This is a genomic window from Methylobacterium sp. Leaf466, from assembly GCF_001425565.1.
GTDB lineage: Bacteria > Pseudomonadota > Alphaproteobacteria > Rhizobiales > Beijerinckiaceae > Methylobacterium.
Map to the genome: position 1 here is coordinate 209,655 of NZ_LMRC01000023.1, position 24,449 is coordinate 234,103.

23 protein-coding genes are annotated in these 24,449 nt (G+C 71.5%); 7 read left to right on the plus strand and 16 right to left on the minus strand.

Annotated features, from left to right (window positions below; genetic code table 11):
• Positions 1–255: 255 nt before the first annotated feature.
• A complete protein-coding gene (locus ASG59_RS10525; protein WP_056280743.1) occupies positions 256–1,686 on the plus strand; it encodes an NAD-dependent succinate-semialdehyde dehydrogenase in 1,431 nt (476 codons plus the stop codon).
• 55 nt (positions 1,687–1,741) lie between these two features.
• Here ASG59_RS10525 and ASG59_RS10530 read toward each other — a convergent pair whose 3' ends face one another.
• Together ASG59_RS10530 and ASG59_RS10535 are read right to left on the minus strand one after the other, a co-directional pair.
• Positions 1,742–1,945 carry a SlyX family protein gene (locus tag ASG59_RS10530; protein WP_082494328.1) on the minus strand — a complete coding sequence of 68 codons (204 nt, stop codon included), beginning with the start codon at positions 1,943–1,945 and terminating at the stop codon, positions 1,742–1,744.
• Positions 1,946–1,965: 20 nt separating this feature from the next.
• Positions 1,966–2,718: a rhodanese-like domain-containing protein gene (locus ASG59_RS10535; RefSeq protein ID WP_056408772.1), complete on the minus strand. Its 753-nt coding sequence runs from the start codon at positions 2,716–2,718 to the stop codon at positions 1,966–1,968.
• Between the two features lie 159 nt (positions 2,719–2,877).
• Here ASG59_RS10535 and ASG59_RS10540 point away from each other — a divergent pair, with 159 nt between their 5' ends.
• Complete coding sequence (locus tag ASG59_RS10540; protein ID WP_347379689.1) at positions 2,878–5,286, plus strand: EAL domain-containing protein; 2,409 nt, start codon at positions 2,878–2,880, stop codon at positions 5,284–5,286.
• Between the two features lie 69 nt (positions 5,287–5,355).
• Here ASG59_RS10540 and ASG59_RS10545 read toward each other — a convergent pair whose 3' ends face one another.
• A complete protein-coding gene (locus tag ASG59_RS10545) occupies positions 5,356–6,078 on the minus strand; it encodes a DUF4142 domain-containing protein (protein WP_056408774.1) in 723 nt (240 codons plus the stop codon).
• Positions 6,079–6,342: 264 nt separating this feature from the next.
• On the opposite strand from ASG59_RS10545, the gene ASG59_RS10550 reads away from it, so the two are divergent.
• Together ASG59_RS10550 and ASG59_RS10555 are read left to right on the plus strand one after the other, a co-directional pair.
• On the plus strand, positions 6,343–7,122 hold the full coding sequence (locus tag ASG59_RS10550; RefSeq protein ID WP_055879747.1) for an ABC transporter ATP-binding protein: 780 nt from the start codon (positions 6,343–6,345) through the stop codon (positions 7,120–7,122).
• 87 nt (positions 7,123–7,209) lie between these two features.
• Positions 7,210–7,719: an OsmC family protein gene (locus tag ASG59_RS10555; RefSeq protein ID WP_055879750.1), complete on the plus strand. Its 510-nt coding sequence runs from the start codon at positions 7,210–7,212 to the stop codon at positions 7,717–7,719.
• Between the two features lie 188 nt (positions 7,720–7,907).
• On the opposite strand, the gene ASG59_RS10560 is transcribed toward ASG59_RS10555, so the two are convergent.
• From ASG59_RS10560 to ASG59_RS10570, 3 genes are all read right to left on the minus strand, one after another.
• A complete protein-coding gene (locus tag ASG59_RS10560; RefSeq protein WP_056408907.1) occupies positions 7,908–9,374 on the minus strand; it encodes a hypothetical protein in 1,467 nt (488 codons plus the stop codon).
• 139 nt (positions 9,375–9,513) lie between these two features.
• Positions 9,514–10,464 carry a glutathione synthase gene (gene gshB / locus ASG59_RS10565; protein WP_055879752.1) on the minus strand — a complete coding sequence of 317 codons (951 nt, stop codon included), beginning with the start codon at positions 10,462–10,464 and terminating at the stop codon, positions 9,514–9,516.
• 105 nt (positions 10,465–10,569) lie between these two features.
• The gene (locus tag ASG59_RS10570; protein ID WP_055879755.1) at positions 10,570–10,890 is read right to left on the minus strand and encodes a hypothetical protein; all 321 of its coding nucleotides are present in this window, start codon (positions 10,888–10,890) and stop codon (positions 10,570–10,572) included.
• Positions 10,891–11,448: 558 nt separating this feature from the next.
• Here ASG59_RS10570 and ASG59_RS20495 point away from each other — a divergent pair.
• Together ASG59_RS20495 and ASG59_RS10575 are read left to right on the plus strand one after the other, a co-directional pair.
• A complete protein-coding gene (locus ASG59_RS20495; protein ID WP_156399206.1) occupies positions 11,449–11,688 on the plus strand; it encodes a hypothetical protein in 240 nt (79 codons plus the stop codon).
• 152 nt (positions 11,689–11,840) lie between these two features.
• Positions 11,841–12,614 (plus strand): hypothetical protein, encoded by a 774-nt coding sequence (locus ASG59_RS10575; protein ID WP_156399215.1) that lies wholly within the window; start codon positions 11,841–11,843, stop codon positions 12,612–12,614.
• 220 nt (positions 12,615–12,834) lie between these two features.
• On the opposite strand, the gene secB is transcribed toward ASG59_RS10575, so the two are convergent.
• Together secB and ASG59_RS10585 are read right to left on the minus strand one after the other, a co-directional pair.
• Positions 12,835–13,347, minus strand: a complete 513-nt coding sequence (gene secB, locus ASG59_RS10580; protein WP_055879758.1) for a protein-export chaperone SecB — start codon at positions 13,345–13,347, stop codon at positions 12,835–12,837.
• Positions 13,348–13,635: 288 nt separating this feature from the next.
• A complete protein-coding gene (locus tag ASG59_RS10585; protein ID WP_056408776.1) occupies positions 13,636–14,571 on the minus strand; it encodes a ring-cleaving dioxygenase in 936 nt (311 codons plus the stop codon).
• A 325-nt stretch (positions 14,572–14,896) separates the two neighbouring features.
• Here ASG59_RS10585 and ASG59_RS10590 point away from each other — a divergent pair, with 325 nt between their 5' ends.
• Complete coding sequence (locus ASG59_RS10590; RefSeq protein ID WP_056280751.1) at positions 14,897–15,520, plus strand: NAD(P)H-dependent oxidoreductase; 624 nt, start codon at positions 14,897–14,899, stop codon at positions 15,518–15,520.
• A 114-nt stretch (positions 15,521–15,634) separates the two neighbouring features.
• On the opposite strand, the gene ASG59_RS10595 is transcribed toward ASG59_RS10590, so the two are convergent.
• The 8 genes from ASG59_RS10595 to ileS form a co-directional block, all read right to left on the minus strand.
• On the minus strand, positions 15,635–16,225 hold the full coding sequence (locus tag ASG59_RS10595) for a HupE/UreJ family protein (protein ID WP_056280753.1): 591 nt from the start codon (positions 16,223–16,225) through the stop codon (positions 15,635–15,637).
• Between the two features lie 101 nt (positions 16,226–16,326).
• Complete coding sequence (locus ASG59_RS10600; RefSeq protein ID WP_056280755.1) at positions 16,327–17,619, minus strand: pitrilysin family protein; 1,293 nt, start codon at positions 17,617–17,619, stop codon at positions 16,327–16,329.
• Between the two features lie 75 nt (positions 17,620–17,694).
• Positions 17,695–19,071, minus strand: a complete 1,377-nt coding sequence (locus ASG59_RS10605) for a pitrilysin family protein (RefSeq protein WP_055879773.1) — start codon at positions 19,069–19,071, stop codon at positions 17,695–17,697.
• A 129-nt stretch (positions 19,072–19,200) separates the two neighbouring features.
• On the minus strand, positions 19,201–19,869 hold the full coding sequence (locus ASG59_RS10610; protein WP_056280757.1) for a hypothetical protein: 669 nt from the start codon (positions 19,867–19,869) through the stop codon (positions 19,201–19,203).
• Between the two features lie 155 nt (positions 19,870–20,024).
• On the minus strand, positions 20,025–20,516 hold the full coding sequence (gene lspA, locus ASG59_RS10615; RefSeq protein ID WP_056280759.1) for a signal peptidase II: 492 nt from the start codon (positions 20,514–20,516) through the stop codon (positions 20,025–20,027).
• Between the two features lie 81 nt (positions 20,517–20,597).
• Positions 20,598–20,891: a type II toxin-antitoxin system RelE/ParE family toxin gene (locus tag ASG59_RS10620; protein WP_056408778.1), complete on the minus strand. Its 294-nt coding sequence runs from the start codon at positions 20,889–20,891 to the stop codon at positions 20,598–20,600.
• Positions 20,888–21,139 carry a type II toxin-antitoxin system ParD family antitoxin gene (locus tag ASG59_RS10625; protein ID WP_055879787.1) on the minus strand — a complete coding sequence of 84 codons (252 nt, stop codon included), beginning with the start codon at positions 21,137–21,139 and terminating at the stop codon, positions 20,888–20,890. Before ASG59_RS10625 ends, ASG59_RS10620 begins: the two co-directional genes overlap by 4 nt.
• A gap of 188 nt (positions 21,140–21,327) precedes the next feature.
• Positions 21,328–24,288: an isoleucine--tRNA ligase gene (ileS, locus tag ASG59_RS10630; RefSeq protein WP_056408780.1), complete on the minus strand. Its 2,961-nt coding sequence runs from the start codon at positions 24,286–24,288 to the stop codon at positions 21,328–21,330.
• Positions 24,289–24,449 lie beyond the last annotated feature (161 nt).

A 24,449-nucleotide genomic window follows, 5' to 3' on the forward strand; every position in this document is an offset into this window, starting at 1 on the left:
ATCCCGCGATGCTGTCGAATGAGTCGTGCACCAAGTCATTCCCGCAGTTCGAACAAGGATAGTCTGTCGGGCCCATGTCAAAAAGCGCCCGTCATCGGGCCCATCGTGGTTTCGACGCGATGGCGAAGCCTGCCCCGGCCTTGCCGTGGGCACCGGTGTGCGGCACCGGCGACATCCGGCTTGCCGCCCGGCGCCTCGGGGATCACATGGGGCGGGTCGGCGCGCTGGCCGGCGCAGCGAGGGTCACCGCTCATCATGTATCCGGACATCGATCTGCATATCGCGGGCGCCTGGACGCCGGGCTCGGGCGGCCAGACCCTGCCCGTCCTCAACCCGGCCACCGGCGACGCGCTCGGTCGGCTGGCCGTGGCGACGACGGACGACCTCGACAGGGCGCTGGCCGCGGCCGAGCGCGGCTTTGCCGCCTGGCGGACGGTCAGCGCGTTCGACCGCGCCAAGATCATGAGGCGCGCGGCCGAGACCCTGCGCGAGGGCGTCGAGGACATCGCCCGGATCATGACGCTGGAGCAGGGCAAGCCCCTGGCCGAGGCGCGCATCGAGACCCTGGCCGCCGCCGACGTGATCGACTGGTTCGCGGAAGAAGGAAAGCGGGCCTACGGGCGGGTGATCCCCTCGCGCCTGCCGCAGGTGCAGCAGGTGGTGCTGCGCCAGCCCGTGGGCGTGGTGGCGGCCTTCACCCCCTGGAACTTTCCGATCAACCAGGCGGTCCGCAAGATCTCCGCGGCCCTCTGCACCGGCTGTTCCGTCATCCTCAAGGGGCCCGAGGACACGCCGGCGAGCTGCGCCGCCCTGGTGCGCGCCTTCCTGGACGCGGGCGTGCCGGGGGACGTGCTGTCCCTGGTGTTCGGCGATCCGGCCGCGATCTCGTCCTACCTGATCCCGCATCCGGTGGTGGCCAAGATCTCGTTCACGGGTTCCACCGCGGTGGGCAAGGAACTGGCCGCCCTTGCCGGCCGCCACATGAAGCGGGTGACGATGGAACTCGGCGGGCACGCCCCGGCCCTGGTGTTCGACGACGCCGACGTCGAGCGCGCGGTGGAGGTGCTGGCCGCCAACAAGTTCCGCAACGCCGGGCAGGTCTGCGTGGCCCCGACGCGCTTCCTCGTCCAGGATCGCGTGTTCGCGGCGTTCCGCGACCGCTTCGTCGAGCGGGCCCGCGGCCTCGTCGTCGGCGACGGCCTGGCGCCCGAGACCACGATGGGACCGCTGATCCACGGCCGGCGCCTGGAGGCGATGGAGGCCCTGTGCGCCGATGCCGTGGCGCTGGGCGCCGGCGTGGCGACGGGGGGTGGCCGCATCGGCAACCGCGGCCATTTCTTCGCCCCCACCGTCCTCACCGAGGTTCCCCGCGAGGCCAGGATCATGAACGAGGAGCCGTTCGGGCCGGTGGCCCTCATCCAGCGGTTCTCCGACGACGAGGAGGCCTTCGCCGAGGCCAACCGTCTCCCCTACGGCCTGGCGGCCTATGCCTACACGCGCTCGGCCGCGCGGGCCGCGCAGGTGGCGGCGCGGGTCGAGAGCGGCATGATCGGCATCAACCACCACGGCATCTCCCTGCCGGAGACGCCGTTCGGCGGCATGAAGGATTCGGGCTACGGCAGCGAGGGCGGGTCCGAAGCCCTCGACGGCTACCTCGCCACGAAGTTCGTGACGCAATCGTCCTGAAGCCACCGGCGAGACCGTGAACCGTCCGCAGCCCGCCCCGGGGGCACCCTCGACGTCAGTAATGCGGCGGCGGCGGCTCGGGCGCGCTGCCGGAGGCCCGGCTGCCGGCTTCCTCGACCCGCTCGGTGAGGGCGGCGACCTGGCGCGTCAGGCGGTCGATCAGTCGCCACTGCTCGGTGATGGTGCGGTTGAGGTCGTCGAGCATGCGGTCCTGCTCGGTCAGGCGCATCTCCAGGGTGTCGATCCGGGCCGGGTCGATGGCGTTCACCGCGACAGCACTCACCGCAACGTCTCCGGGGCGTGGTCGGGCCGCTCGACGAGGCCGGGCCCCAGGGCGATCCGGTCGTCGAACACGAAGCAGTCGCCCCTCCAGCGGCTGTGCGCCTCGGGCACCGTCTCGAGGTAGCGCAGGATGCCGCCGGCCAAGCTGTAGACCTCGCCGAACCCGCGCGCGCGCAGGTAGGCGCCCGCCTTCTCGCAGCGGATGCCGCCGGTGCAGAACATCGCCACCGCCGGATGGCGCGCGGGATCGAGGGCGTCGGCATAGGCGCGAAACCCGGAGAACCGGGTCATGCCGGGGTCGATCGCGCCGGGAAAGCTCCCCAGCGCGACCTCGAACCGGTTGCGGGTATCGATGAGGAGGAGGTCCGGCCGGTCGAGGAGCGCATTCCAATCGCTCGCCGCCACGGGCCGGGCGCCCCCGGCGGCGGGGTCGGTGCGGCCGCCGTCGAAGGCCACGATCTCGCGCTTCACCCGCACCTTGAGCCGGCCGAACGGCGTCGCGCGTGCACCCGACAGCTTGCAGTCCATCTCGTGGAGCCGCCCCCCGAACAGCGGGCCGTGGCGCAGGGCGCCGAGGAAGGCGGCCATGTCGTCGCCCGCGCCGGCCACCGTGCCGTTGATGCCCTCCTGCGCCAGGAGGATCGTGCCCGAGATGCCATGGGCGAGGCAGAGCGCCTCGAGGCCGGGCCGGAGGTCCACGGCATCCGGAAGCGGGACGAACCGATAGAGGGTGGCCACGGCGAGGGTCATCGCGGCATCCCTACCAAACACATGCGGGCACACCAAACCGGCGCGCGCGTCGCAGCCGCACGATCCCCGGCGAAACGGACGCCCGGGGCGCCAGGAGCGAATAATGCATACATAAGTTGTTGACGGCCGCCTTTAACGCTTTTTTGGGGTGCCGTTACCATGGTGCGTCCAGTGGTGGTGCGGACGTTCGACATGCTCTCGGTCCTCGGCTGTCTAGCCGACCAACACGATCCTTTGCTGGTCGCCGTCGCCTCCGTGATCTGCGCCCTGTCGGCCGTCACCGTGATCGGACTGCTGCGCCACGCCCAGGCCTCCGACGATCGCGGACGAAGCTTCTGGCTGGCCGTCGCGGCGCTCGCGGGCGGCTCGGGCATCTGGGCGACGCATTTCGTCGCGCTGATGGCCAATGCGTCGGCGCTGTCGAGCACCTACGCCATCGTTCCCACCGCGGCCTCCCTCGTCTTCGCGGTGGCACTCACCTGGGCGGGGCTGACGATCGCCCTGATCTCGGACCTGCGCGGCAGGGCCTGGATCGGCGGAACGATCCTGGGCGCCGGCATCGCGGCCATGCATTTCGCCGGCATGGTCGCCTTCGAGATCGGCGGTCGGTTCTCCTGGTCCGCCGACCTCGTCGCGGTCTCCATCGCCGCCGGCATGGTGTTCAGCAGTCTGTCCCTGTCGCTGGCCCTGCGGCGCGGCGCGGTCACGTTCCAGCTCGCGAGCGCCGGGCTTCTCGTGTGCGCCATCTGCGGCCACCATGTCACCGCGATGACCGCGCTCGCGATCGTACCCGTCGCGGATCTCGCCGGGCCGACGGCCGCGATCCAGCCGGAGTGGATGGCGGCGGCCGTGGCCGTCATCAGCGCCATGGTCCTCGCCATGGCCTGCGCCGCCCTCACCCTCGACATCCGGGACCGGCGCCAGGCCGGCCTCCAGGGCGAGCGCCTGCGCAGCCTCGCCAACGCGGCGGTGGAATCCCTGGTGATCTGCCGGGGCGACGTGATCGTGAGCGCCAACGACAGCTTCGTCGCCATCGCGGGCGTGGACGCCGACCGGCTGGTGGGATCGCACCTGTCGGAGCTTCTGCCGTCCGACGCGATCCACCTCGCCCTCGACCGGTCCGGGGGCACCCCCGTCGAAGCGCGGATGCGCGGTGCCGACGGCCACGACATCCCGGTCGCCCTGGTCGGGCGCGGCCTCGACTACGCCGGCGAACCGCACGTCGCCTTTTCCATCGGCGACCTGCGCGCCCGGCATCGGGCGGAACGCCGGATCGAGTTCCTGGCGCATCACGACGCCCTGACCGGGCTGCCCAACCGCACGCGCTTCCACGCCCGCCTCGACCAGGACATGCGGGTCGCCGATGCGCTGTGCGGACGGCTGGCGGTCCTCTCCCTCGACCTCGACGGCTTCAAGGAGATCAACGACCTCTTCGGCCAGGCCGGCGGCGATGCGGTCCTCCGGCGTGTCGCCACCGTGGTGTCGGGCCTGCTCGACGGTGCGATGACCATGGGTCGCCTCGGGGGCGACGAGTTCGGCATCATCTGTCCCTGCCACCAGGCGGTGGCGGCCGGGCGGCTCGCCGAGCGCATCATGGCGGCGCTGCGCCAGACCAAGTGCACCGGCGCCAACGCCAGCATCGGCATCGCCCTCTTTCCCGACGACGCCACCGGGCGGGAGGACCTGATGAACGCCGCCGCGACGGCGCTGAGCCGCGCCAAGGCGCAGGCGCGCGGCGGCTACCGCTTCTTCGAGGCGCAGATGGGCTCCGAGGTCCGCGAGCGGCGCTCGATCGAGCACGACCTGCGCCACGCCATCGCCCGGGGCGAACTGCGGGTGGTCTACCAGCCCCAGACCGACGTTCAGACCGGCGTCACCACGGGCTTCGAGGCGCTGCTGCGCTGGGTCCATCCCGAGCGCGGGACGGTCTCGCCGGGGATCTTCATCCCCATCGCCGAGGAATGCGCCATCATCCTCGAGATCGGCGACTGGGTCCTGCGCGAGGCCTGCCGCGAGGCGGCGCGCTGGACCAACCCGCTGGGAATCGCCGTCAACGTCTCCGGCGTGCAGATCCATACGCCGGGCTTCGTCGGGAGCGTCCGCGAGATCCTGGCCGAGGCCGGCCTCGATCCGGCCCGCCTGGAGATCGAGATCACCGAGACGGCGCTGATCCGCGATCCGGCCCATGCGCTCTCGGCGCTCCTCGAACTCAAGGCGCTCGGCATCGGCATCGCCATGGACGATTTCGGCACCGGCTATTCGTCGCTGTCGAACCTGCGCAGCTTCCCCTTCGGCAAGATCAAGATCGACCGCTCGTTCATCCACGGGGTCGACCTCAACCGGCAGGCCGCGGCCATCGTCCGGTCGGTGCTCGGCCTCGGGCGCGGGCTCGGCCTGCCGGTGCTGGCCGAGGGCGTCGAGACGGCGGGGGAGTTGCGGTTCCTCCAGGCGGAGAACTGCGATTCCGCGCAGGGCTACCTGATGGGCCGCCCCGGCGAGATCGCGCTGTTCTCGGAGGCCACCCACGGCACGCCGGAACGGACGGAGATCCCGGCGAAGGCGGCCTGAGGATTCCGAACGAAAAGGGCCGCCCCGGATGGAGCGGCCCATTTCGCATGGTCGGAGGGTCGGCGGGATTCAGCCGCCGATGCGGCCGGCGAGCCGGGCCGAATGGCCGTGCTCGTTGGCGATGTAGGGCAATGCCTGACGGGCGAACGCGCGGCCCTGGCTGTCGTCGCCGTTGCGGGCGTAGGCATCGTAGAGGCCGAGCGTCCGGGCGTCCGAGCGCGCCTGCTGGCTCACGTAGGTCCGGTCGAAGTCGCGTCCGCCGCGGGCGGTCTTGAGGCGGTCGATGCGGGCCTGGCCCTCGGCGCCGATGGCGACGCGACGGCCGGGCTCGGCCGGGCTGTTGTCGATGATGCCGACGCCGCCGAGCACGCCGCCGACGATCGTCTGCGCGATGGTGGCCGAGATGGTCACCGGCGCCAGCACCACGCCGATCGGGTTGTCGAGGCGGGTCTCGAAGGGCTGCACGTCGGACACCACGGTGCCGCCGGCGGTGAGCGAGGTGCCGGCCGGCAGCAGCGCATCGGTGGTGGCCTTGCGCTCCACGAGGACGTTCTTGGCGTAGGCGCGGACGTTCGGGTTGCGCGACCGCTCGAGGGCGATGCGGCTCGACTCGATGCTCACGGCGTCCGAGCGCAGGGCGGCGCCGCGGAAGGCCTCGGTGTCTCTGGCCTCGGGCGCATCGGCGTCGAACTGCGGCGCCACGCGCACGGACAGCGCATCCTGGGCGAAGGCCGGCGTGGCCAGGGCGGCCACGGACAGGCCGAGGGCGGCGATGAGGCGAAGGTTGGACATGGGGGAGTTGTTCCTCGTGCGCCTTTGCGGCGCTTGGTTGAACGTGTCGTGCTGCATGAACGGTCGGTTAACGGGCCCGTTCCTGCGCTCACGGCATGGCTGGGGTGCGAGCCGCCGCCCGCAGCCGCGGTGACCGGCGAGGCTGGCCGCCATTCCCTCTCGCATGCGGACCAGCGCCACGGGGGCTTCTCCCGACCGGCACACCGCCGCCGGTCCATCCCCGCTTCACAAGTCCCGTCTTTCCTGGCACGTCCAAAAACGACCATGCTGATCCTCGATGCCCTCTCCAAAACCTACGCCGACGGGACCCGGGCCCTGTCCGGCATCACGCTCTCGGTGGAGAAGAGCGAGATCGTCGCGCTGATCGGCGGATCGGGCTGCGGCAAGACCACCCTGCTGCGCCTCGTGGCCGGGCTCGACCGGGCCAGCGAGGGCACGATCAGCCTCGACGGCGAGGCCATCGCCGGGCCGCACCCCGGCGTCGGCCTCGTGTTCCAGGAGCCACGCCTGCTGCCCTGGCTCGACGTGGCCGACAACGTCGGCTTCGGTCTTTCCGAGGTCCCCAAGGCCGAGCGCCGCGAGCGGGTCGCCCATGCCCTCGACCGGGTCGGCCTCGCCGAACACGCCGCCCGCTGGCCACGGGAACTCTCGGGCGGACAGCAGCAGCGGGTCGCCATCGCCCGCGCCTTCGTGGCCAATCCGCGGGTGCTGCTCCTCGACGAGCCGTTCTCGGCCCTCGACGCCTTCACCCGCAAGGACCTGCACGGCCACCTCCTCGCCCTGTGGGAGGAGGTGCGCCCCACCGTGCTGATCGTCACCCACGACGTGGCGGAGGCCGTGGCCCTGGCCGACCGGGCGGTGGTGATGCGGCCCAAGCCCGGGCGCCTCGACGACACCATCGCCCTGCCGCTCGCCCGCCCGCGCAACCCGACCTCCACCCGCAGCGAGGCGGCCACCCGCCAGATCCTCACCGCCCTCGACCGCTCCCTGCGCCCGCGCCAGGACAAGGACGACACCCCCAACGACGCCGCGCTGTGGTGGTAGCGTGCCGGCGGTAGCCTCGGGCCGCCGCCCGGGTTAGACGCGGGACCGCTCCTCACGTCCGCATCAGACACGGGAAAACCGACGCCCATGGACGCCACCACGCTCCGCTCGCTCCAGGCCCCGCTCAAGGACCGGTACCGCAGCGCGCCCGATTCCGCCGTCATCACCCTGAAGGCCAGGGGCACCCTCGACGACTCCTCCATCGCCTGCAAGGTCGAGACCGGGCGGGCTCTCGCCATCGCCGGCCTGCACCCGGCCACGGGCGGCTCGGGCGCCGAACTGTGCTCGGGCGACATGCTGCTCGAGGCCCTGGTGGCCTGCGCCGGCGTCACCCTCAAGGCCGTGGCCACCGCCCTCGAAATCGAGCTGCGCGCCGGTACCGTGAGCGCGGAGGGCGACCTCGATTTCCGCGGGACGCTGGGCGTCGACAAGGAGGCGCCGGTGGGCTTCCGGGCGATCCGCCTCGCCTTCGCCCTCGACACCGACGCGCCCCAGGAGAAGCTCGACCAGCTGCTCAAGCTCACCGAGCGCTACTGCGTCGTGTTCCAGACCCTCAACCACAAGCCCGAACTCGCGGTGACCGCCAACCGGGGCTGATGCCGAGGGAGATCGCCGGCCGCCATACGCATCCCCTCCCCCTTGCGGGCCCTCCCCCTTGCGGGGAGGTCTTCGGGGCGGGGGTGGCCGGGCGACCCGCAGCAGAGGCAGGCCTATCCACCCCCGTCCAACCCCGTCCCGTCGAGGAAGAGGGGCGCCTTCCGCGCGCGGGCGGCGAAGCGAACGGCCTAGCGATCCCGCATATAGACCGCCGCGACGGGGTCGCGGTGCAGCAGGGTCCAGCCGTCGAGGGCGCTCAGATGCCCGGCCTCGGCGCCCTGCGCCCGCACCAGGGCCCAGGTGACGCCGTGGCGTCGCAGCAGGGCGTCGAAGGGGGCGTGGTCGGCGGCGTCCACGGCGCGGTGGAGGTCGTTCATGAAGCCGCCGAGGAAGATCTGGTCGGCGCGCCCGTCGATGAAGGTCGGGACTCCGGCGCCGATCAGGAAGCCGCCGAAGTCGTAGTCGTTGTAGACCGGCCCGGTGAGGCCCTTCGCCCGCGCCGCCTCCAGGGCGGCCACCGGCGTCATGGTCGGGGCGGGCTGTGGTGCCGCCGTGGCGGCCAGGACGAGGACGACGGCGGCGAGCGCGATCACCGCGCCCCATTCCCGTCCCGTCGCCGGCGCGAGGGACGTCGCTGCGGTCCTCAGGGCGGAGAACCGCCGCGCGGCCGGCCCGGCCACGAGGAAGGGCGCCACCAGGACGAAGAGGTCCATGAAGCGGCTGTGCCGGACCATCATGGCGGCGAGGATCAGGACTAGACCGATCCGGAAGGCGTTGGCGCGGGGCTCGGCGGCGAGCACCCACAGCGCGACCGCGCAGGCGCCGAGGGCGGCGAGGCCCGGCCCGTCGAGCCGGATCGGCTGCCATTCGGCGATGAAGCGCAGGGATTCGCCCCCGCCTCCGAACAGCGTGAGGTTCACGAGCAGCGGCCGGATGCCGTAGGGCGTCGCCAGGGCGGCGGCGGCCGAGGCGGCGAGGAACAGGCCCCAGGCCGCGGCCCGGCTCCGCCAGAGCGCGCGCGGACCGTCGACCACGCCTTCGCAGGCGATGAGGCCGGCCAGGACGAGGCCGATGGGATAGCTGCCGTGGAGGTTGGCCCAGGCCGTCATCGCCAGCGCCAGCCACAGCGGCGGCGCGAGCCCGCGCTCGCGGGCGCCGACGAGACCGATCGTCCAGGCGACGATCACCGGCAGGGTGAAGATGTGCGGCCGCGCCAGCAGGTGGGGAGCCAGCACGACGAAGGCGAGCACCACGCCGACGAGGGCGGCCATCGGCCCGACGCGGGCCCGCAGCCAGCCGTGCATCACGGCGAGCGCCACACCGGTCGACACGATCGCCACCACGGCGACCCCCCACCATCCCGCCCCGCCGTGGGCGCCCGCGAAGATCACCTGCGAGGCCCATTCCTTGGCGATCCAGGGCCGGCCGGCGAAGGTGTGCGAGAACAGGTCGGTCCAGGGCAGGGTGCGGTGGTCGACGATCCAGCGCCCCACCGCCACGTGCCACTGCGAATCGGGATCGTTGAGGAGGGGATCGGCCGCCGCGAGCAGGGTCGCCGCCAGGGCCAGGAACACGACGAGGGACGAGACCGGGACCGCCCGCGACCCCGCCCGGACGGAGGCCGCAGGGTCGGTCATGACTGGTGCGAGGGTCATCGGCGACTCGGTCACGATCCATCGGCCGCCTGCGGCCGCCTGGGGATCATGACCACGCTGCGCTTAAGGCGCTCTTACGGCCTCGGGGCGCGAAAGGGCGAACGATCCCGACCGAGAGGTCGTCGCACGTTTGCGCGGATCACGCTCGGGCGGCTCGGCGGGCCTCGATCGCGTCCCAGGTGGCGGCGGCGAGATCGGGGCCGCCGAGGCGGCGGATCGCGCGGATGCCGGTGGGCGAGGTGACGTTGATCTCGGTGAGGTGGCCGTCGATGACGTCGATGCCCACCAGGATGAGACCGCGCCGCTTCAGCTCGGGGCCGATGGCGGCGCAGATCTCGCGCTCGCGCTCGGTGAGCTCGGAGGCGTTGGCCGCCCCGCCGCGCACGAGGTTGGAGCGGATGTCGTTGGCCGCCGGCACCCGGTTGACCGCGCCCATGGCGACGCCGTCCACCAGGATGATGCGCTTGTCGCCCTCGGTGATCCGCGGCAGGAACTTCTGGATCACCCAGGCCTCGCGGAAGGTCACCGCGAACAGGTCGAACATCGAGCCGAAGTTGGCGTCCTCGGGGGCGACGCGGAACACCGCCGCGCCGCCGTGGCCGTGCAGCGGCTTCATCACCACGGTGCCGTGCTCGGCGCGAAACGCCTCGATCTCGGCCTTGTCGCGGCTGATCAGGGTCGGCGGCATCAGGTCGGGATATTGCAGGACGTAGAGCTTTTCGGGCGCGTTGCGGACCTCGACCGGGTCGTTGACCACCAGCGTGCGGGGGTGGATCCGCTCCAGCATGTGGGTGGCGGTGATATAGGCCATGTCGAAGGGCGGGTCCTGGCGCATCAGCACCACGTCGACCTGCGACAGGTCCATGCGCGCGGCGGCGCCGAGCGTCGCATGCGCGCCCTCCACGTCCTGGACGGTGAGGGGCTGCACGCTCGCCGTCACCCGCCCGCCCTGGAGGGAGAGCCGGTCGGGCGTGTAGTACAGGAGGCTGTGCCCGCGGGCCTGCGCTTCGAGCAGGAGGGCGAAGGTGGTGTCCCCCGCGATCCGGATCGCCTGGATCGGGTCCATCTGCACCGCGACGGTCAGGGCCATGGCTCTTGGCAACTCCGGTGCTTTGCCGCTGGTGCGGACCCGCGCTGGTGCGACGGGCCGCCCCCGACGCGACCGCGTCGAGGGTTCGGGGACGATGGCCGACGATCAGTCGTCGGCGCCACGCTTGGAGGACTTGCCGCCGGTGCGGCGGTCGTAGTCGCCGATGGCGTTGCGGCACTCCGGCGAGAGCCGGCTGCGGTTGCGGTCCATGCACTTCTCGGCATCGGAACTGTTGGGATCGACGCCGGCGCAGAGCCGGAAATAGTCGTTGGCGCAACCGAGCTGCAGCCCCTGGTCCTCCCGCTGGGCAAGGGCCGGCGATGCGGTGAGGACGAGGAAGGCGAGGGGTGCCAGCGCCAGGAGCGCGGGACGGCGCCGTCCCGGGATGGAGGCCGGGCTCGAGGATCGTGCGGTAACCACGCGCATTCTGCGGTGTCCTTCGCTTGTGTACATGACGGGTCGAGGGCGGGTGGCCGGGTGCTCGAAGGTCGGGATATCGGGCAGCCGCACCGGGTTAGCAAGCGCCCTCGTTGCGGGCGGGAGCCGGATGCAGGCAGGGCGCGCTCACGGGGCCACACCTGGCGACCGCCGATCCGAAGCTCCCCCGCCCCAAAGCCCCGGCGCACCCGAAGTTCCCGGCTCCGGCATGGAAGAAGCCCCGTTCGCCGGGCGAACGGGGCTCAAGTGAAAGGGAGGAAACGCCCGCCATGGGCGACTAACTGAAATGCAATATACAAGCCAGACGGGCCGACGACGGCCGGAGTCCGCGGGCCGCGGGCGCCTCCTCCCTGTGACCGGGAGGGCGATATCCCCCGGCAATCCGCACGATCTCCCTCGGGCGGCGGCGCCCGAAACGATCCGTTAACCACCCCGTGATGATCTGGCCCCCGCCGCCGACGGTCGGAGGGTCCACCGCGACAACGTCCCTGCACCGGGGCGGCGCAGCGACACGGACGAGGTGAACGATTGACGGGATCGCCAGCGATGAATGCTGACCCTAGGCCAACCCAGGACAGTCCCGAGCGGCCATCGCCGCGCTTCGGGGCGATGATCCTGCCGTTTTCGGTGCGGCCGAGCCGGCGCCTCCGGCGCGAGGACGAGGACACCGCGCCGCGGGGCGACATCCTCCTGTTCACCGGGGTCCGCTACGAGCGGATGGCGCCGGACCTCGGCGCCGCGGACGAGACGCCCGCCGCCGACGAACGGCGACGCCAGCCGTCCTGACCCCGCGGACGGATCGGGTCCGCATCGACGTCCGGGGCGTCGACCCGCCGGACGACGCGTGAATCGCACTCGTGACTTCAAAAGCGGTGCCCGAGGGCGCCACGGGGATCGCCATGCCGCCCGCCCGCTCGCAAGGACGCCGCCGCCGGACGATGGCCGTGATCGTGGCCGTGGCGGCGCCGCCGGCCGTGCTCACGGCCTGTGTCCAGGAAGGCGACTTCGGCCGCCGTGCGCCCAGCGCCTGGAACGGCCTCGTGGACAGCACCGGGTCCCTGGCGGCCGAGATGCGCGGCGAAGCCGCCCCGTTCCCCTACACCGACGACGAGCGCACCCTGCGCGACCGGGCCTGGCGCTACCTGATGCCGGCGGCCGGACGCGATGCCTTCACCGACGTGCTCGCCAACCTGACCCGCAGCCGCGTGCTGCCGCCGAATTGGCGGGCGGACGACGACACGGCCTATCACGAGACGCTGGTGGCCGAATCGTTCCGCTCGCCGGTCTCGCGCTATCGCCGGCTCGGCGAGGATGCCAGCGCCGACGCGCGGCTGATGCCGGCCTTCGCGGCCACCGCCGCGCGGGTGCGGGACGCGGATTCGCTGCGCCTGCGCGGGCTCCCCTCGCTGCGCACGCTCAACGACGCGGTGGTGCGCGACGCCGCCCTGCGGGTGGCCGAGAACCGCTGCCTCGTCGCCTGGGTGCGGCTGGAGACGGCGGCCCGGGTCGCGCGCTATCGCTACGCCCTGTCCCATCTCCTGGTGGAGATCCCCGATGCCGCCGAGGCGGTGTCGGCCGAACGCAGCATCGTCTTCCTCGACGGGCGCCGTGCCCTCCTCGACCCGCTGCTCGCCCGCGACGCCGAGGCGCGGTGCGGACTGCTGACCCCCGAGGGCGCGCCCATGGCGGGGCCGCTGGTGCGCAAGGGCTGATACGGTTTTCGCTCGAATCAAGCGGGACGCGTATCGGCGAGCCCGCGCGGCGCCTGAGCGAAGCCCATGTTCGCGCCACGACGTGATCGACCGGATATGGGATGACGCCACGATCCCCTGGATTTGTCGCGCACGAACGACGACGCCGGAGCGGGCGGCCGTTTCCCGTGAAACAGCTGCCCGCTCCGGCGTGGAGCCGACCTCGACGATGGGCCCGGGATCAGGACGCCAGCGGCGCGCCCTCGGTCTGGCCCTGCGCCTCGAAGGCCTTCTGGCGGTAGAGGCCGACGAAGTCGATCGGGTCGATGTAGAGCGGCGGGAAGCCGCCGTTGCGCACCGATTCGGCGATGATCTGGCGGGCGAAGGGGAAGAGCAGGCGCGGGCACTCGATCATCACGGCCGGGTGGAGCTGGTCCTGCGGGATGTTGCGCATGCGGAACACACCGGCATAGGTCAGCTCGAACGCGAACAGCACTTCGCCGTTGATCTTGGCGTCGCCCTCGAGGGTCAGCTCGACCTCGAAATCGGCCTCGGCGATCTGCTTGGCGTTGACGTTAACCTGGATGTTGATCTGCGGCCCGCCGCCTTCCTGGGGCTGGAGCGAGCGCGGGGCGTTCGGATTCTCGAAGGAGAGGTCCTTGGCGTATTGCGCCAGCGCGTTGATCGCCGGGGTGAGGTCATCGGCCTGCGCCGTGGCGCCACCGTTGCCGTTCGGTGCCGGAGTGTCGGCCATGGCGTGTCGTCCTCTTTCGGGAAGGGTCTGTTCTGGCACGGCCCGCGAAAAGCCGCCCGTCCGGACGGCCGAACCGGCGACCGTCGTGACATCCGTCTGTCGTGCGAGAGCGCGCTATCACGGCGGATCGGCCCGAACAAGCCGATGTGCCCGATCCCCCGATCACGCGCCCGTGGAGGGGCAAGGCCCGCACTCGTACCGCCCGCCTTCGCACCGCCCGTGATCGAGACGGCCCGGCGCTCGGCACGCGAAACGATGCCGCCCGCTCCGGGCCGGTGCGCCGCCACGCTACAGCGGCTTCAGTCCCGCCTCGATCTGCGCCCGGCGCGGCTCCAGGAACGGCGGCAGCGCGAGGCGTTCGCCCAGGGTGTCCAGGGGCTCGTCGGCGGTGAAGCCGGGACCGTCGGTGGCGATCTCGAACAGGACGCCGCCCGGCTCGCGGAAGTACAGGCTGCGGAAGTAATAGCGGTCGATCGGCCCGCTCGAGGGCATCCGCCGCTGCTGGAGGCGGTCCGCCCAGGCGCCATAGTCGGCATCGGGGATGCGGAAGGCGACGTGGTGGACGCCGCCAGCCCCCTGCCGGGCCGGCGCCCGGCCGGGCTCGGACAGGAGATGGAGTTCGGCGGCGGGCCCGCCCTCCCCCATCGCGTAGACCGAGACCTCGCCCTCGGGCAGGTCGTAGGAGCGCTCCCGGCGCATCCCCAGCACCTCGACGAGCACCGCCCCGGTGCGGGCCGCGTCGGCCAGGCTCAGGGTCACGGGGCCGAGACCGCGGATCTGGTGCTCGGCCGGCACGGGGCTTCGCGACCAGGGGTGGGCCTCCCCCGCACCGCCGTCGTCGACCAGGGCGAGGCGCTGGCCCTCCGGGTCCTCGAACGCGAGGGTGAGGCGCCCGTCGACCTCCCGCGGCGCGCCGACCGTGCCCCCGTTCCGGGAGAGGCGGTCGTGCCACCAGGCGATGGCGCCGGGGCCGGCGACCCGCAGGCCGGTGCGCGCGATGCTGCCGGTGCCCCGCGTCTCGCGGGGTGCGGGCCAGTCGAAGAAGGTGACGTCGCTACCGGGCGAGGCGAGGCCGTCGGCGTAGAACAGGTGGTAGGCGGAGACGTCGTCCTGGTTCACCGTCTTCTTGACGAGCCTGAGGCCCAGCACCCGCGTGTAGAAGGCGTGGTTGGCGCTCGCCTGGGCGGTGATCGCGGTGAGGTGGTGGAGACCGGTGAGCTGCATGGAGGATGTCCGGCGGCGGGCAGGATCGCTATCGGCTCAAATGGGGCCTCGGCGGGCCGTTGGCAAAGCGCCCCTGCGCGGGGTTCCTGGCGCGTGATACGGGTTCCGCTTGAATCAAGCGGGAACCGTTTCACCGAGCCCGCGCGGCGCCTGAGCGAAGCCCATGTCCGCATCACGAAGTGATCAACCGGATATGGCATGAAACGTCCGGACGGGGCATCACCCGCTTGGCCGGCCAAGTCCATCGCCATAGGCCAGGTCCATCGCCATAGCATGTCCACCGCCATAGGTTGAGGGGCGACCCTCACCCTCGGAGCCCTGACGGATGCCGCACCTGCTCTACGTCGAATCCTCGCCGCGCAAGGAACGCTCTGCCTCGATCGAGGTGGCGGGGGCCTTCCTCGACGCCTGGCGTGCCCGCCACCCGGACGGCAGCGTCGATACCCTCGACGTCTGGAACACCGATCTGCCCGCGTTCGACGGCGACGCGCTCGACGGCAAATACGCGGCCCTCGCCGGCGAGCCCTCGAGTCCGGCGCAGGACGAGGCATGGCGCACGATCCGCGTGCTCGCCGACCGGTTTCGCGCGGCGGACCTGATCCTGTTCGGCGTGCCGATGTGGAACTACGGCATCCCCTACAGGCTCAAGCACCTGTTCGACCTGGTGTCGCAGAAGGACCTGTTGTTCACCTTCGACGAGCGCGGCCAGAACGGGCTGCTCGACGCCAGGGCCGTGGTGGTCAATGCCCGCGGCGTCGCCATCGGCGCGGATTTCCCGGCCGCGATCTACGACCATCAGGCGACCTACATGGCGACGTGGCTTCGCATGGTCGGGATCACCGACGTCCACCAGATCCTGGTCGAACGGGGCCTGATGGGCGCCGATCTCGATGCGGCCGCCCGCGCCGAGGGACGGGCACAGGCCGCGTCGCTGGCGGCGACGATGTAGGGCGAGGGGCGGGACCGGGGATCGCCCCGCCACCGTCACGCGGGACCAGGAACGCCAGGGCGGGTTCGCGGTTTCACGTGAAAACGCAAGGCCGGCTCCACCCGGTCCGTCCCTTCAGAACGCCCCGGCCAGGAGACCGAGGCCGGCCACGGCAAGCCCGGCGCCCGCGTAGCGCAGGCGGTTCGCGCCGCCGGCGGCGAAGCCGAGACCCAGGCCCGTGGCATGAAGAAGGGCCGTGGCTGCGAGGAAGCCGAGCCCGTAGACGATGCCGCCGGCGGCATCGGGCATCTCGGCGCCGTGGGCATGGCCGTGGAACAGCGCGAAGCCTCCCACCACCGCCATCGCCACCGCGACCGGCAGGGCGGACCGCAGCATCAGAATCGCCCCCAGCACGGCCACCGAGACGGCGATGGCGATCTCCACCATGGGCATGACGAACCCGGCGGCACCCATCGCTCCCCCGAGGGCCATCATCGCCAGGAAGGCCGCCGGCACCAGCACGACGGCACGCCCCCCGATCCGCGCCGCCAGGAGGCCGACGCCGACCATGGCGAGGAGATGGTCGAGCCCCATCAGCGGATGGAGGAACCCCTGCGCCAGGCCGTGAGCCTCGCCCTGCCCGGTGTGCGCCAGGGCCGGGCTCGCGCCGAGGGCGAGGACGATGGCAAGGACGAGGGCGGTCGGCAGGCGCGGGGCGAGGGTCATGCGGCGGTGGCTTCCAGGCTTAGGGGGGCCGGACTGGCGTGCAGGCAGCCCGGCCTCGATCTGTCACGTCCGCCGCCATAGGCAAGGACGCGGCCAGCCGATCAGAAATCCGTCGGGCGGCCGGCGGCGACCACCAGCATCCGGCCGTCGGCCACGGTGCGGGCGGCGGCGCGGCGGATGTCGGCCTGGGTCACGTCGGCCACCAGCGTGTTGCGGCGGGCGATGTAGTCCATGCCGAGCCCCTCGAAGGCGATCTGCACGAGCTGGTGGGCGATCTTGGTGGAGGTGTCGAAGCCGAGCGCATAGGAGCCGGTGAGGTAGTCCTTGGCCTTCTGCAGCTCCTCGTCGGACGGGCCTTCGGCGATGAGGCGGTTGAGCTCCTCGGAGATCACGGTCATCGCCTCGCCAACCCGCTCGTTCTTGGTGGCGGTGTAGCCCCAGGTGATGGCGCTGGCGCGGTGGCTGACGAGCGAGGTGCCCACCGAATAGGCGAGCCCGCGCTTCTCGCGCACCTCCTGGAACAGGCGCGAGGTGAAGGAGCCGCCGCCGAAGATGTGGTTGAAGACGTAGGCCGGGATGAAGTCGGGGTCGCGCCAGGCGACGCCGCCCATGCCGAACCGGATCACCGACTGCGGCACGTCGAGGTCGACCACCACCCGGCGGCCGAGGTCCTGCACCACGGTCTGCGGCACGGCCTCCAGCGGCGCGGTCTCGTCGAGGACGCCGAAGGCGCGGTTGAGGGCATCGGCCAGGCGCGCGGCGTCGATGGCGCCGACGGCGGCCACCTTGATGCCACCGCGCCCGATCAGGTGGCGGTGCATCGCCACGAGGTCGTCACGGGTGATGGCGGCCACGCTCTCGGGCGTGCCCGAGGACGGCCGGGAATAAGGATGGCCGGCAAAGCCCTCGCGGAAGAACCGGCGCGAGGCCATCACGCCCGGATCGTTCTGCTGGTAGCGCAGGCCGGCGAGCGTCTGCCCGCGCACCCGCTCGACGGCGTCGGGGTCGAAGCGGGGCTTGGCCAGGGCGAGCGCCAGGAGGTCGATGGCCTCGTCGGCATGCTTGACCAGCATCTTGAGCGAGCCGCCGATGGAATCGTGCCCGGCGTGGAAGCTGAGTTCGATCGCGCGCGCCGCCAGCCGCTCCTGGAAGGCGTCGGATACGAGGTCGCCCGCCCCCTCGTCGAGGAGGCGGGCCAGCATCTGCGCCACGCCGGCCTTGCCCTCGGGGTCCTGCGCCGCACCGCCCTCGAAGGCGAACGAGAGGGCGATCAGCGGCACCACCGGCGATTCCACGTGCCAGGCCTCGATGCCCGAGGCGGCCGGCACCGGCAGGGCCAGGGTCTGGGACGCGGAACTGCGGGTGTCGGCCAGATCGACCTGGACTGCGTTCATGGGAGCCTCGTTGTTCGGGGGCGGTGGCGCGGCCTCGGCCGCTGCCGGAATGCGATGGTCGCTGATGCTGCGGCCTCAGGCGTCGGGATCGCGGGACTTGGTGAGATGGCCGGTGACCGAGCGGGCCGGGACGAGGTAGCGCTCGGCCGCGGCAGCCAGCCGCTCGCGGGTGACGCCCTCGATGTCGGAGGGCCAGCGGCGGACCTCCTCGATGGTCTCGCCGATGGCCAGCGCCGAGCCGTAGATGCGGGCGAGCGACGACTGGCTGTCGGAGGAATACACCGTCTCGGCCACGAGCCGGGTCTTGGCCCGCTCGATCGCCTCGGCGTCCAGGGCCTCGGCCGGCGCCCGGCGCAGGGTGCGGTCGACGGCGTCCTCGAGCTGCTCCAGGCTGACGCCCTCGGCGGGGATCGCGTAGACCGAGAACCGGGTGTCGTCGATGGCCGAGCCCATGTACCAGGCGCCGGCGTTCACCGCGATGCCCTGCTCCATGACGAGCTTGCGGTAGAGGTATGAGGTCGAGCCGCCGCCCAGCACCTCGGCGAGCAGTTCCAGGGCATGGCACTCGCCGTCGCGGGCCGTGACGCAGGAGGGGGTGAGGTAGAGCCGCTGCAGCGTCGGCTGCTCGACCTTGGGATCGGCCACCGCGACGCGGCGCAGCGCCTTGGGCTCGGGCTCGCGGGCCCGCAGCCGCACCGGCCGGGCGCCCTGGGGGGTGACGCGGCCGTAGGTGGAATCGGCGAGCTTGCGCACGACGTCCGGCGTCACGTCGCCGGCCACCACCAGGATCGCGTTCTCGGGCGTGTAGAACCGCTTGTAGTAGTCGAGGGCGTGGGCGCGGTTCAGCTCCTCGATCTCGTGCATCCAGCCGATGATCGGGATGCCGTAGGGGTGGTGCACGAACAGCGAGGCGGCCATGGCCTCGGAGAGCTGGGCCGAGGGGTCGGTCTCGACCCGCATGCGACGCTCCTCCAGCACCACGTCGCGCTCGGGGCCGACCACGGCATCCTCCAGCACCAGGCCGGTCATGCGGTCGGCCTCGAACTCCATCATGGTGCCGAGGTGGTCGCGGGCGACCCGCTGGAAATAGGCGGTGTAGTCGTAGCTGGTGAAGGCGTTCTCCTGGCCGCCCAGGCCCGAGACGGCCTTCGAGAAGGCGCCGACGGGATGGCGCTCGGTGCCCTTGAACATCAGGTGCTCGAGGAAGTGGGCGATGCCCGACTGTCCGAGCGGATCGTCGGCCGACCCGTTGCGGTACCAGATCATGTGGGTGACGACGGGGGCGCGGTGATCGGGCACCACCACGACGTCGAGCCCGTTGTCCAGGGTGAAGGACGACACCTCCGGCCCGCCGGCTTCGGAGCGGCCGAACGGTGCCGCCTCGACCCGTCCCGCGATGGGATGCGCGGCGGTCGACAGCAGGGCCGACGTATCCTTCCTGAACAGATGCATGGATGATCCTTCGGATGTCGGCGCGTGACGGGCCGACATCGTGGCCGACACCCCTCGGCACCACCCGGAGGGCGCCTCGTCGGGGCAAATTTCGTACCGGCGCCCGGTGGCCGCCGGCCGAAGCGGATGTCAGTAGCGGCTCTGGCCGCGCACGTAGAGGCCCGGGTCCGCTTCCTCGCGTTCGCGGCTCGGGTTGTTGATGGGATCGCCATTGGTCCTGGCGACCTTGGTGGGGGCGCGGCGGTAGTCGGTCGGCGGCTGGGTGAGGACCTCGCGGGTCGGCGCGGCCTCCACCGGCTCGGTCTTCTCACCCCCGGTGAGGCCGAAGGGATTGCTCCAGAACGAATCGCCGCGGCTGCCGTCCTCGGGCTTGCGCTGGCCCTCGGTGGGGATCTGCGCCCCGGCGCGGCGGCCGGCCTGCATCTCGTCGATGGACAGGGTCATGTTGTTGTCGTCCATGCGCCCCTGGGCGCCACGGACGATCGGCTTGCGCGCCTCGACGACGGCCCGCTCGCGCCGGGCCACCTCCGGGTCCTTGGGCCATTGCGGCGTGGCCTCCAAGGCCCGCGGCTGCGGCAGCGACCGGGTGTCGATGGCCTTGGCGCCGAGCTTGGGCGGCATCACCAGCGGCGCGCGCTCGCGGTAGGTGATCGGCGGACGCTCCGCCTCGACGAGGCCGAGGTTGCTGAGGGCGTCGCGCAGGAACTCGCCCTGCTCGGCCCTGGCGGCCCCTGTCAGAACCGAGGCCGCGAAGGCGGCGGCGCCCAATGGGACGAGGACCTTGCGATAGCCGACCATGTCACCCCCACTCCGTTGCCCGAGCCCGGTCGCGTTCTCGCGCATTCCCGGTCCGGCATGCCTCGTGCCTGATCCGGGTTTCGGGCGAAGGTATGGCGCCTTGACCGCACCGCACCAGCCCGGCGCGGACATGCCGCGCCGGTGTGGCCTGCGTGTCACAGCGACCGGGGTTCTCGCGCCGCGGGGGCCGGGCGCACGCTGTCGATGACGAGGCCGGCGACGCCGGCGACGATCGCGGCATCGGCGACGTTGAACACGTACCAGGACCAGTCGCCCGCGTGCAGGTGGACGAAGTCGAACACCGCCCCGTAGGCGGCCCGGTCGATGGCGTTGCCGATCGCCCCGCCGGCGACGAGGCCGAGCGACAGGGCGAGGAGGCGGCTGCCGGCCCGGCGCATCCACACCACCAGGGCCACCGTCGCCACGACCGAGATCGCCACCAGGATCCAGCGGCCGAGCGCGCCCTCCTGCTGGAACAGGCCGTAGGACACGCCCCGGTTCCAGACCACGACGAGGTCGGCATAGGGCCCCAGCCGCCAGGGCTGGGTGAGCACGAGGTCGGTGCCGAAGTAGAGCCCGAGCTTGGTCGCCTGGTCGAGGGCCAAGGTGACGAGGAGGGCGACGAGTCCGATGCGGAAGGGGGTCATGGGTGCTCGTCTAAGCAGACCTGCGCCCCCGGGCCAACGGCTGTGTCGCACGCTCACGACGGAAAGTCGCGCCGCGCGGGTTCACGATAGCCACCGCTCCCAATCCTGTCGCCCATGCAACACGCGCACGATCAGGATGCCGGTATCCTGGACGGCATAGACAATGACATGGACGCAGTGGGGATGGATGCGGACCGGCGGGGTGATCTCCTGGCGTTCATGGGCGAGGTGCGGGTTCCGCGCCAGCACGTCGAAGGCGTCGAACAGGCCGGCCTGATAGCGTTCGGCCTGCTCGATGCCGAAGGCCCGTTCGCCGTGGCCGTAGATGTGGGCGATGTCGAGGTCCGCGCGGTTCGTCGTCCGCCAGATCGTCACGGCTGACGCGAGGCGGCGGCCATATCCCGGGACAATCGGGCGATATCGTCCCGCGACCGGCCACTTTCGCCGCTCTCTAGGCCTTCGCTCACCAAGGTCTGCAGGTCGGCGATCCTGTCGGCGCGTTCCTGGTCTCGGCGGATCAGGTCGCGGACATAGTCGCTCGCAGTGCTGTAGCGACCCGTGCGGGCGCGGGCTTCCACCCAATCCTTCATCGGGTCCGGCAGGGATACGTTCATCGTCGCCATCGGCAGACCTCCACCAGAACGCTTCCGGCCCTTAGCAAAGATTGTCAACTAGCCCGCAACCGATACCCTGAACGGAGCAAACAGTACCGCCTGCCAAGCCGGCTAACTGAGCCGGTCCCGCGCCCTTGCCTCATCCGGCCCCGGGTGGCGCTTCGGGCGTTCCGGGACGAGATGACCCGGACGACGGGTCACGCCGCCCCTGCCCGTGCCGCATCCCATTCCCGCAGCGCCAGCGCGTCGCGGGGGGTGACGTCGGGATACTCCGGGTCGGTGCCGACCTCGGGGCTGACCCGCCAGGAGCGAGCGCATTTCGTCCCTTCGGCGAGGGCCGGGACCACGGCGACGCCGCGCACGTCGTCGAGGCGGAAGGCCTCGGCGGGGCCCTCGCCGGGTTCGATGCGGAGGCCTGAGGTGATGCAGACCTCGGCGGCGTCGATCCCGTCGAGGGCGGCGAGGAGGTCGGGGTCGGCGACGTACACGGTGGGTGCCGCCTCCAGGCTGGCGCCGATGCGTTTTCCCGCCCGCTCGATCTCCAGCGCCCCGGTGACGACCCGGCGCACCTTTCGCACCTTCTGCCAGCGCGCCGCGAGGGCGTCGTCACGCCAGGAGGCGGGTGTCTCCGGCAGCACCTGCAGGTGCACGGACCCGTCGTCGGAGGGATAACGGTCGAGCCAGGCCTCCTCGGCCGTGAACGCCAGCACCGGGGCCAGCCAGATCACCACCCTGCGGAACGTCTCGTCGATCACCTGGAGCGAGGCGAGGCGCGTGCGCGACGAGATCGGGTCGCAGTAGAGCGCGTCCTTGCGCACGTCGAAATAGAAGGCCGAGAGGTCGCCGGTCATGAAGCCGTTGAGAAGCGCCACCACCCGCTTGGTGTCGAAGGCGGCGTAGGCCTCGCGGATCTCGCCGTCGAGCTCGCACAGGCGGTGCAGGATCAGCCGCTCCAGGTCGGGCAGGTCGGCGTGGGCGATTGTCTGGCCCGGCTCGAAATGGGCGAGCGAGCCCAGCATCCAGCGCAAGGAGTTGCGCAGCTTGCGATAGGTCTCGGCGAAGGTCTTCATGATCTCCGGCCCGATCCGAAGGTCGTCGGTGTAATCGGAGGCCGCCACCCACAGGCGCAGGATGTCGGCGCCGGCATCCTTGATGATGCTCTGGGGCGCCACGACGTTGCCCTTCGACTTCGACATCTTGAAGCCCTTGGGGTCGAGGACGAACCCATGGGTGAGGACGATGTCGTAGGGCGCGCGCCCCCTGGTACCGGCGGATTCCAGCAGCGAGGACTGGAACCAGCCTCGGTGCTGGTCGGACCCTTCGAGGTACATCACCGTGTCGGCGCCGCCGTCGCGCTTGCGCACCACGCCGGCGAGGCCGGGGAACTGGGCGGGATCGTCGAGCACGAAGGCGTGGGTCGAGCCGGAGTCGAACCAGACGTCGAGGACGTCGGTGACCTTCTCGTAGTCCGCCGGGTCGTGGTCGGGTGCCAGGAAGCGGGCGCCATCGGCATCGGTGAACCAGGCGTCGGCGCCCTCGGCCGCGAAGGCGTCGGCGATGCGGGCGTTCACCGCTTCGTCGCGCAGCACCTCGCCGGTAGCCCGATTCACGAAGACGGTGATCGGCACGCCCCAGGCGCGCTGGCGCGAGACCACCCAGTCGGGGCGGTTGGCGACCATGCCGGTGATGCGGTTCTTGCCCTGCGGCGGCACCCAGCGGGTGTCGTCGATGCCCTTCAGCGCCACGTCGCGAAGCGTCCGGCCGTCGAGGGAATCCACCGGCCTGTCGAGCGCGATGAACCACTGCGGCGTGTTGCGGAAGATGACCGGCTTCTTCGAGCGCCAGGAGTGGGGATAGCTGTGCTTGAGCCGGCCCGAGGCGACGAGGGTGCCGGCCTCCCTGAGCGCCGCGATCACCGCCTTGTTGGCGTCACCCTTCTCGCCCTTGGGGGTGAGGACGAGTTTTCCCGTGAAACCGGGCGCCTCTTCGGTCAGCGCCCCGTCGGCGTCGACGGTGTAGGGAATGCGGGTCTCGATGCCGCGCGCCGCGAGCGCGCGACCGTTGGCGGTCCAGACCTCGAAGTCCTCGCGGCCGTGGCCCGGCGCGGTGTGGACGAAGCCGGTGCCGGCCTCGTCGGTGACGTGGTCGCCTTCGAGGAGGGGGACGGCGAAGGCGTAGCCGGGGACGTGGGCCGCGAGGGGATGCGCCACCGTGAGCCCCGCCAACGTCGCGGGCAGGACATCGCGGACGCGCTCGAACGCCTCGACGCGGGCGGCCTCGAAGACGCCGGCCGCCAGGCTGTCGGCCAGAAGGTAGGTATCGCCGACCTTGGCCCAATTGTCCTCGGCCGCCGCCGTCACCCGGTAGAGGCCGTAGGCGACCTTCTTCGAGTAGGCGACGGCGCGGTTGCCCGGCATGGTCCAGGGCGTCGTGGTCCAGATGACGACGCGGGCAGCCACCAAGTCGTCGGCGCCCCCCTCACGGATCGGAAACGCCGCGAAGATCGTATCGCTGACGTGGTCCTCGTATTCGACCTCGGCTTCCGCCAGCGCGGTCTTCTCCACCACCGACCACATCACCGGCTTCGAGCCGCGGTAGAGCTGACCCGTCGTCGCGAAGGTCATGAGTTCGCGCGCGATGGTGGCCTCGGCGGGATACGTCATGGTGGCGTAGGGGTGGTCCCAGTCGCCGGTGACGCCCAGGCGCTTGAACTCCTCGCGTTGCACGTCGAGCCATTGGCCGGCGAAGGCCCGGCATTCCTGGCGGAACTCGAGGACCGGCACGTCGTCCTTGTTACGGCCCTTGGCGCGGTACCGCTCCTCGATCTTCCACTCGATCGGCAGGCCGTGGCAGTCCCAGCCGGGCACGTAGTTCGCGTCGAACCCGAGCGCACCCTGAGAGCGGACGATGACGTCCTTGAGGATCTTGTTGAGCGCGGTGCCGATGTGGATGTTGCCGTTGGCGTAGGGCGGCCCGTCGTGGAGCACGAACTTCGGGCGGCCGGCGGCGGTCTGGCGGATGCGGCCGTAGAGGCCGGTCTCGGCCCAACGCGCCAGCAGCAGCGGCTCGCGCACCGGCAGCCCGGCCCGCATCGGAAACTCGGTACGCGGCAGGAACAGGGTCTGCGAGTAGTCGCGGGGGGGGCTCGGCTCGGTCATGATCTTCGTCTGGCGCAGTCTGAAGGGCGGCGCGGCATCGGGCCGTCGTCCGCGAAAAAAAGGGCGCGTCACGCTCTCCCGGCATCCGGCGGGCCGCTCGCGCGGGCCCTCAGGCGGGGGCCGGGCTCGTAATTCGGTGAGGGCGGTCAACACCGCACGGA

What these genes read in the sequence shown, in the direction of transcription:
- ASG59_RS10525 (WP_056280743.1), top strand. Translation starts at nt 256, where the DNA reads ATGTATCCGGACATCGATCTGCATATCGCGGGCGCCTGGACGCCGGGC.
- ASG59_RS10535 (WP_056408772.1), bottom strand. Translation starts at nt 2,718, where the DNA reads ATGACCCTCGCCGTGGCCACCCTCTATCGGTTCGTCCCGCTTCCGGAT.
- ASG59_RS10540 (WP_347379689.1), top strand. Translation starts at nt 2,878, where the DNA reads ATGGTGCGTCCAGTGGTGGTGCGGACGTTCGACATGCTCTCGGTCCTC.
- ASG59_RS10545 (WP_056408774.1), bottom strand. Translation starts at nt 6,078, where the DNA reads ATGTCCAACCTTCGCCTCATCGCCGCCCTCGGCCTGTCCGTGGCCGCC.
- ASG59_RS10550 (WP_055879747.1), top strand. Translation starts at nt 6,343, where the DNA reads ATGCTGATCCTCGATGCCCTCTCCAAAACCTACGCCGACGGGACCCGG.
- ASG59_RS10555 (WP_055879750.1), top strand. Translation starts at nt 7,210, where the DNA reads ATGGACGCCACCACGCTCCGCTCGCTCCAGGCCCCGCTCAAGGACCGG.
- ASG59_RS10560 (WP_056408907.1), bottom strand. Translation starts at nt 9,374, where the DNA reads ATGACCCTCGCACCAGTCATGACCGACCCTGCGGCCTCCGTCCGGGCG.
- gshB (WP_055879752.1), bottom strand. Translation starts at nt 10,464, where the DNA reads ATGGCCCTGACCGTCGCGGTGCAGATGGACCCGATCCAGGCGATCCGG.
- ASG59_RS10570 (WP_055879755.1), bottom strand. Translation starts at nt 10,890, where the DNA reads ATGCGCGTGGTTACCGCACGATCCTCGAGCCCGGCCTCCATCCCGGGA.
- ASG59_RS20495 (WP_156399206.1), top strand. Translation starts at nt 11,449, where the DNA reads ATGAATGCTGACCCTAGGCCAACCCAGGACAGTCCCGAGCGGCCATCG.
- ASG59_RS10575 (WP_156399215.1), top strand. Translation starts at nt 11,841, where the DNA reads ATGGCCGTGATCGTGGCCGTGGCGGCGCCGCCGGCCGTGCTCACGGCC.
- secB (WP_055879758.1), bottom strand. Translation starts at nt 13,347, where the DNA reads ATGGCCGACACTCCGGCACCGAACGGCAACGGTGGCGCCACGGCGCAG.
- ASG59_RS10585 (WP_056408776.1), bottom strand. Translation starts at nt 14,571, where the DNA reads ATGCAGCTCACCGGTCTCCACCACCTCACCGCGATCACCGCCCAGGCG.
- ASG59_RS10590 (WP_056280751.1), top strand. Translation starts at nt 14,897, where the DNA reads ATGCCGCACCTGCTCTACGTCGAATCCTCGCCGCGCAAGGAACGCTCT.
- ASG59_RS10595 (WP_056280753.1), bottom strand. Translation starts at nt 16,225, where the DNA reads ATGACCCTCGCCCCGCGCCTGCCGACCGCCCTCGTCCTTGCCATCGTC.
- ASG59_RS10600 (WP_056280755.1), bottom strand. Translation starts at nt 17,619, where the DNA reads ATGAACGCAGTCCAGGTCGATCTGGCCGACACCCGCAGTTCCGCGTCC.
- ASG59_RS10605 (WP_055879773.1), bottom strand. Translation starts at nt 19,071, where the DNA reads ATGCATCTGTTCAGGAAGGATACGTCGGCCCTGCTGTCGACCGCCGCG.
- ASG59_RS10610 (WP_056280757.1), bottom strand. Translation starts at nt 19,869, where the DNA reads ATGGTCGGCTATCGCAAGGTCCTCGTCCCATTGGGCGCCGCCGCCTTC.
- lspA (WP_056280759.1), bottom strand. Translation starts at nt 20,516, where the DNA reads ATGACCCCCTTCCGCATCGGACTCGTCGCCCTCCTCGTCACCTTGGCC.
- ASG59_RS10625 (WP_055879787.1), bottom strand. Translation starts at nt 21,139, where the DNA reads ATGGCGACGATGAACGTATCCCTGCCGGACCCGATGAAGGATTGGGTG.
- ileS (WP_056408780.1), bottom strand. Translation starts at nt 24,288, where the DNA reads ATGACCGAGCCGAGCCCCCCCCGCGACTACTCGCAGACCCTGTTCCTG.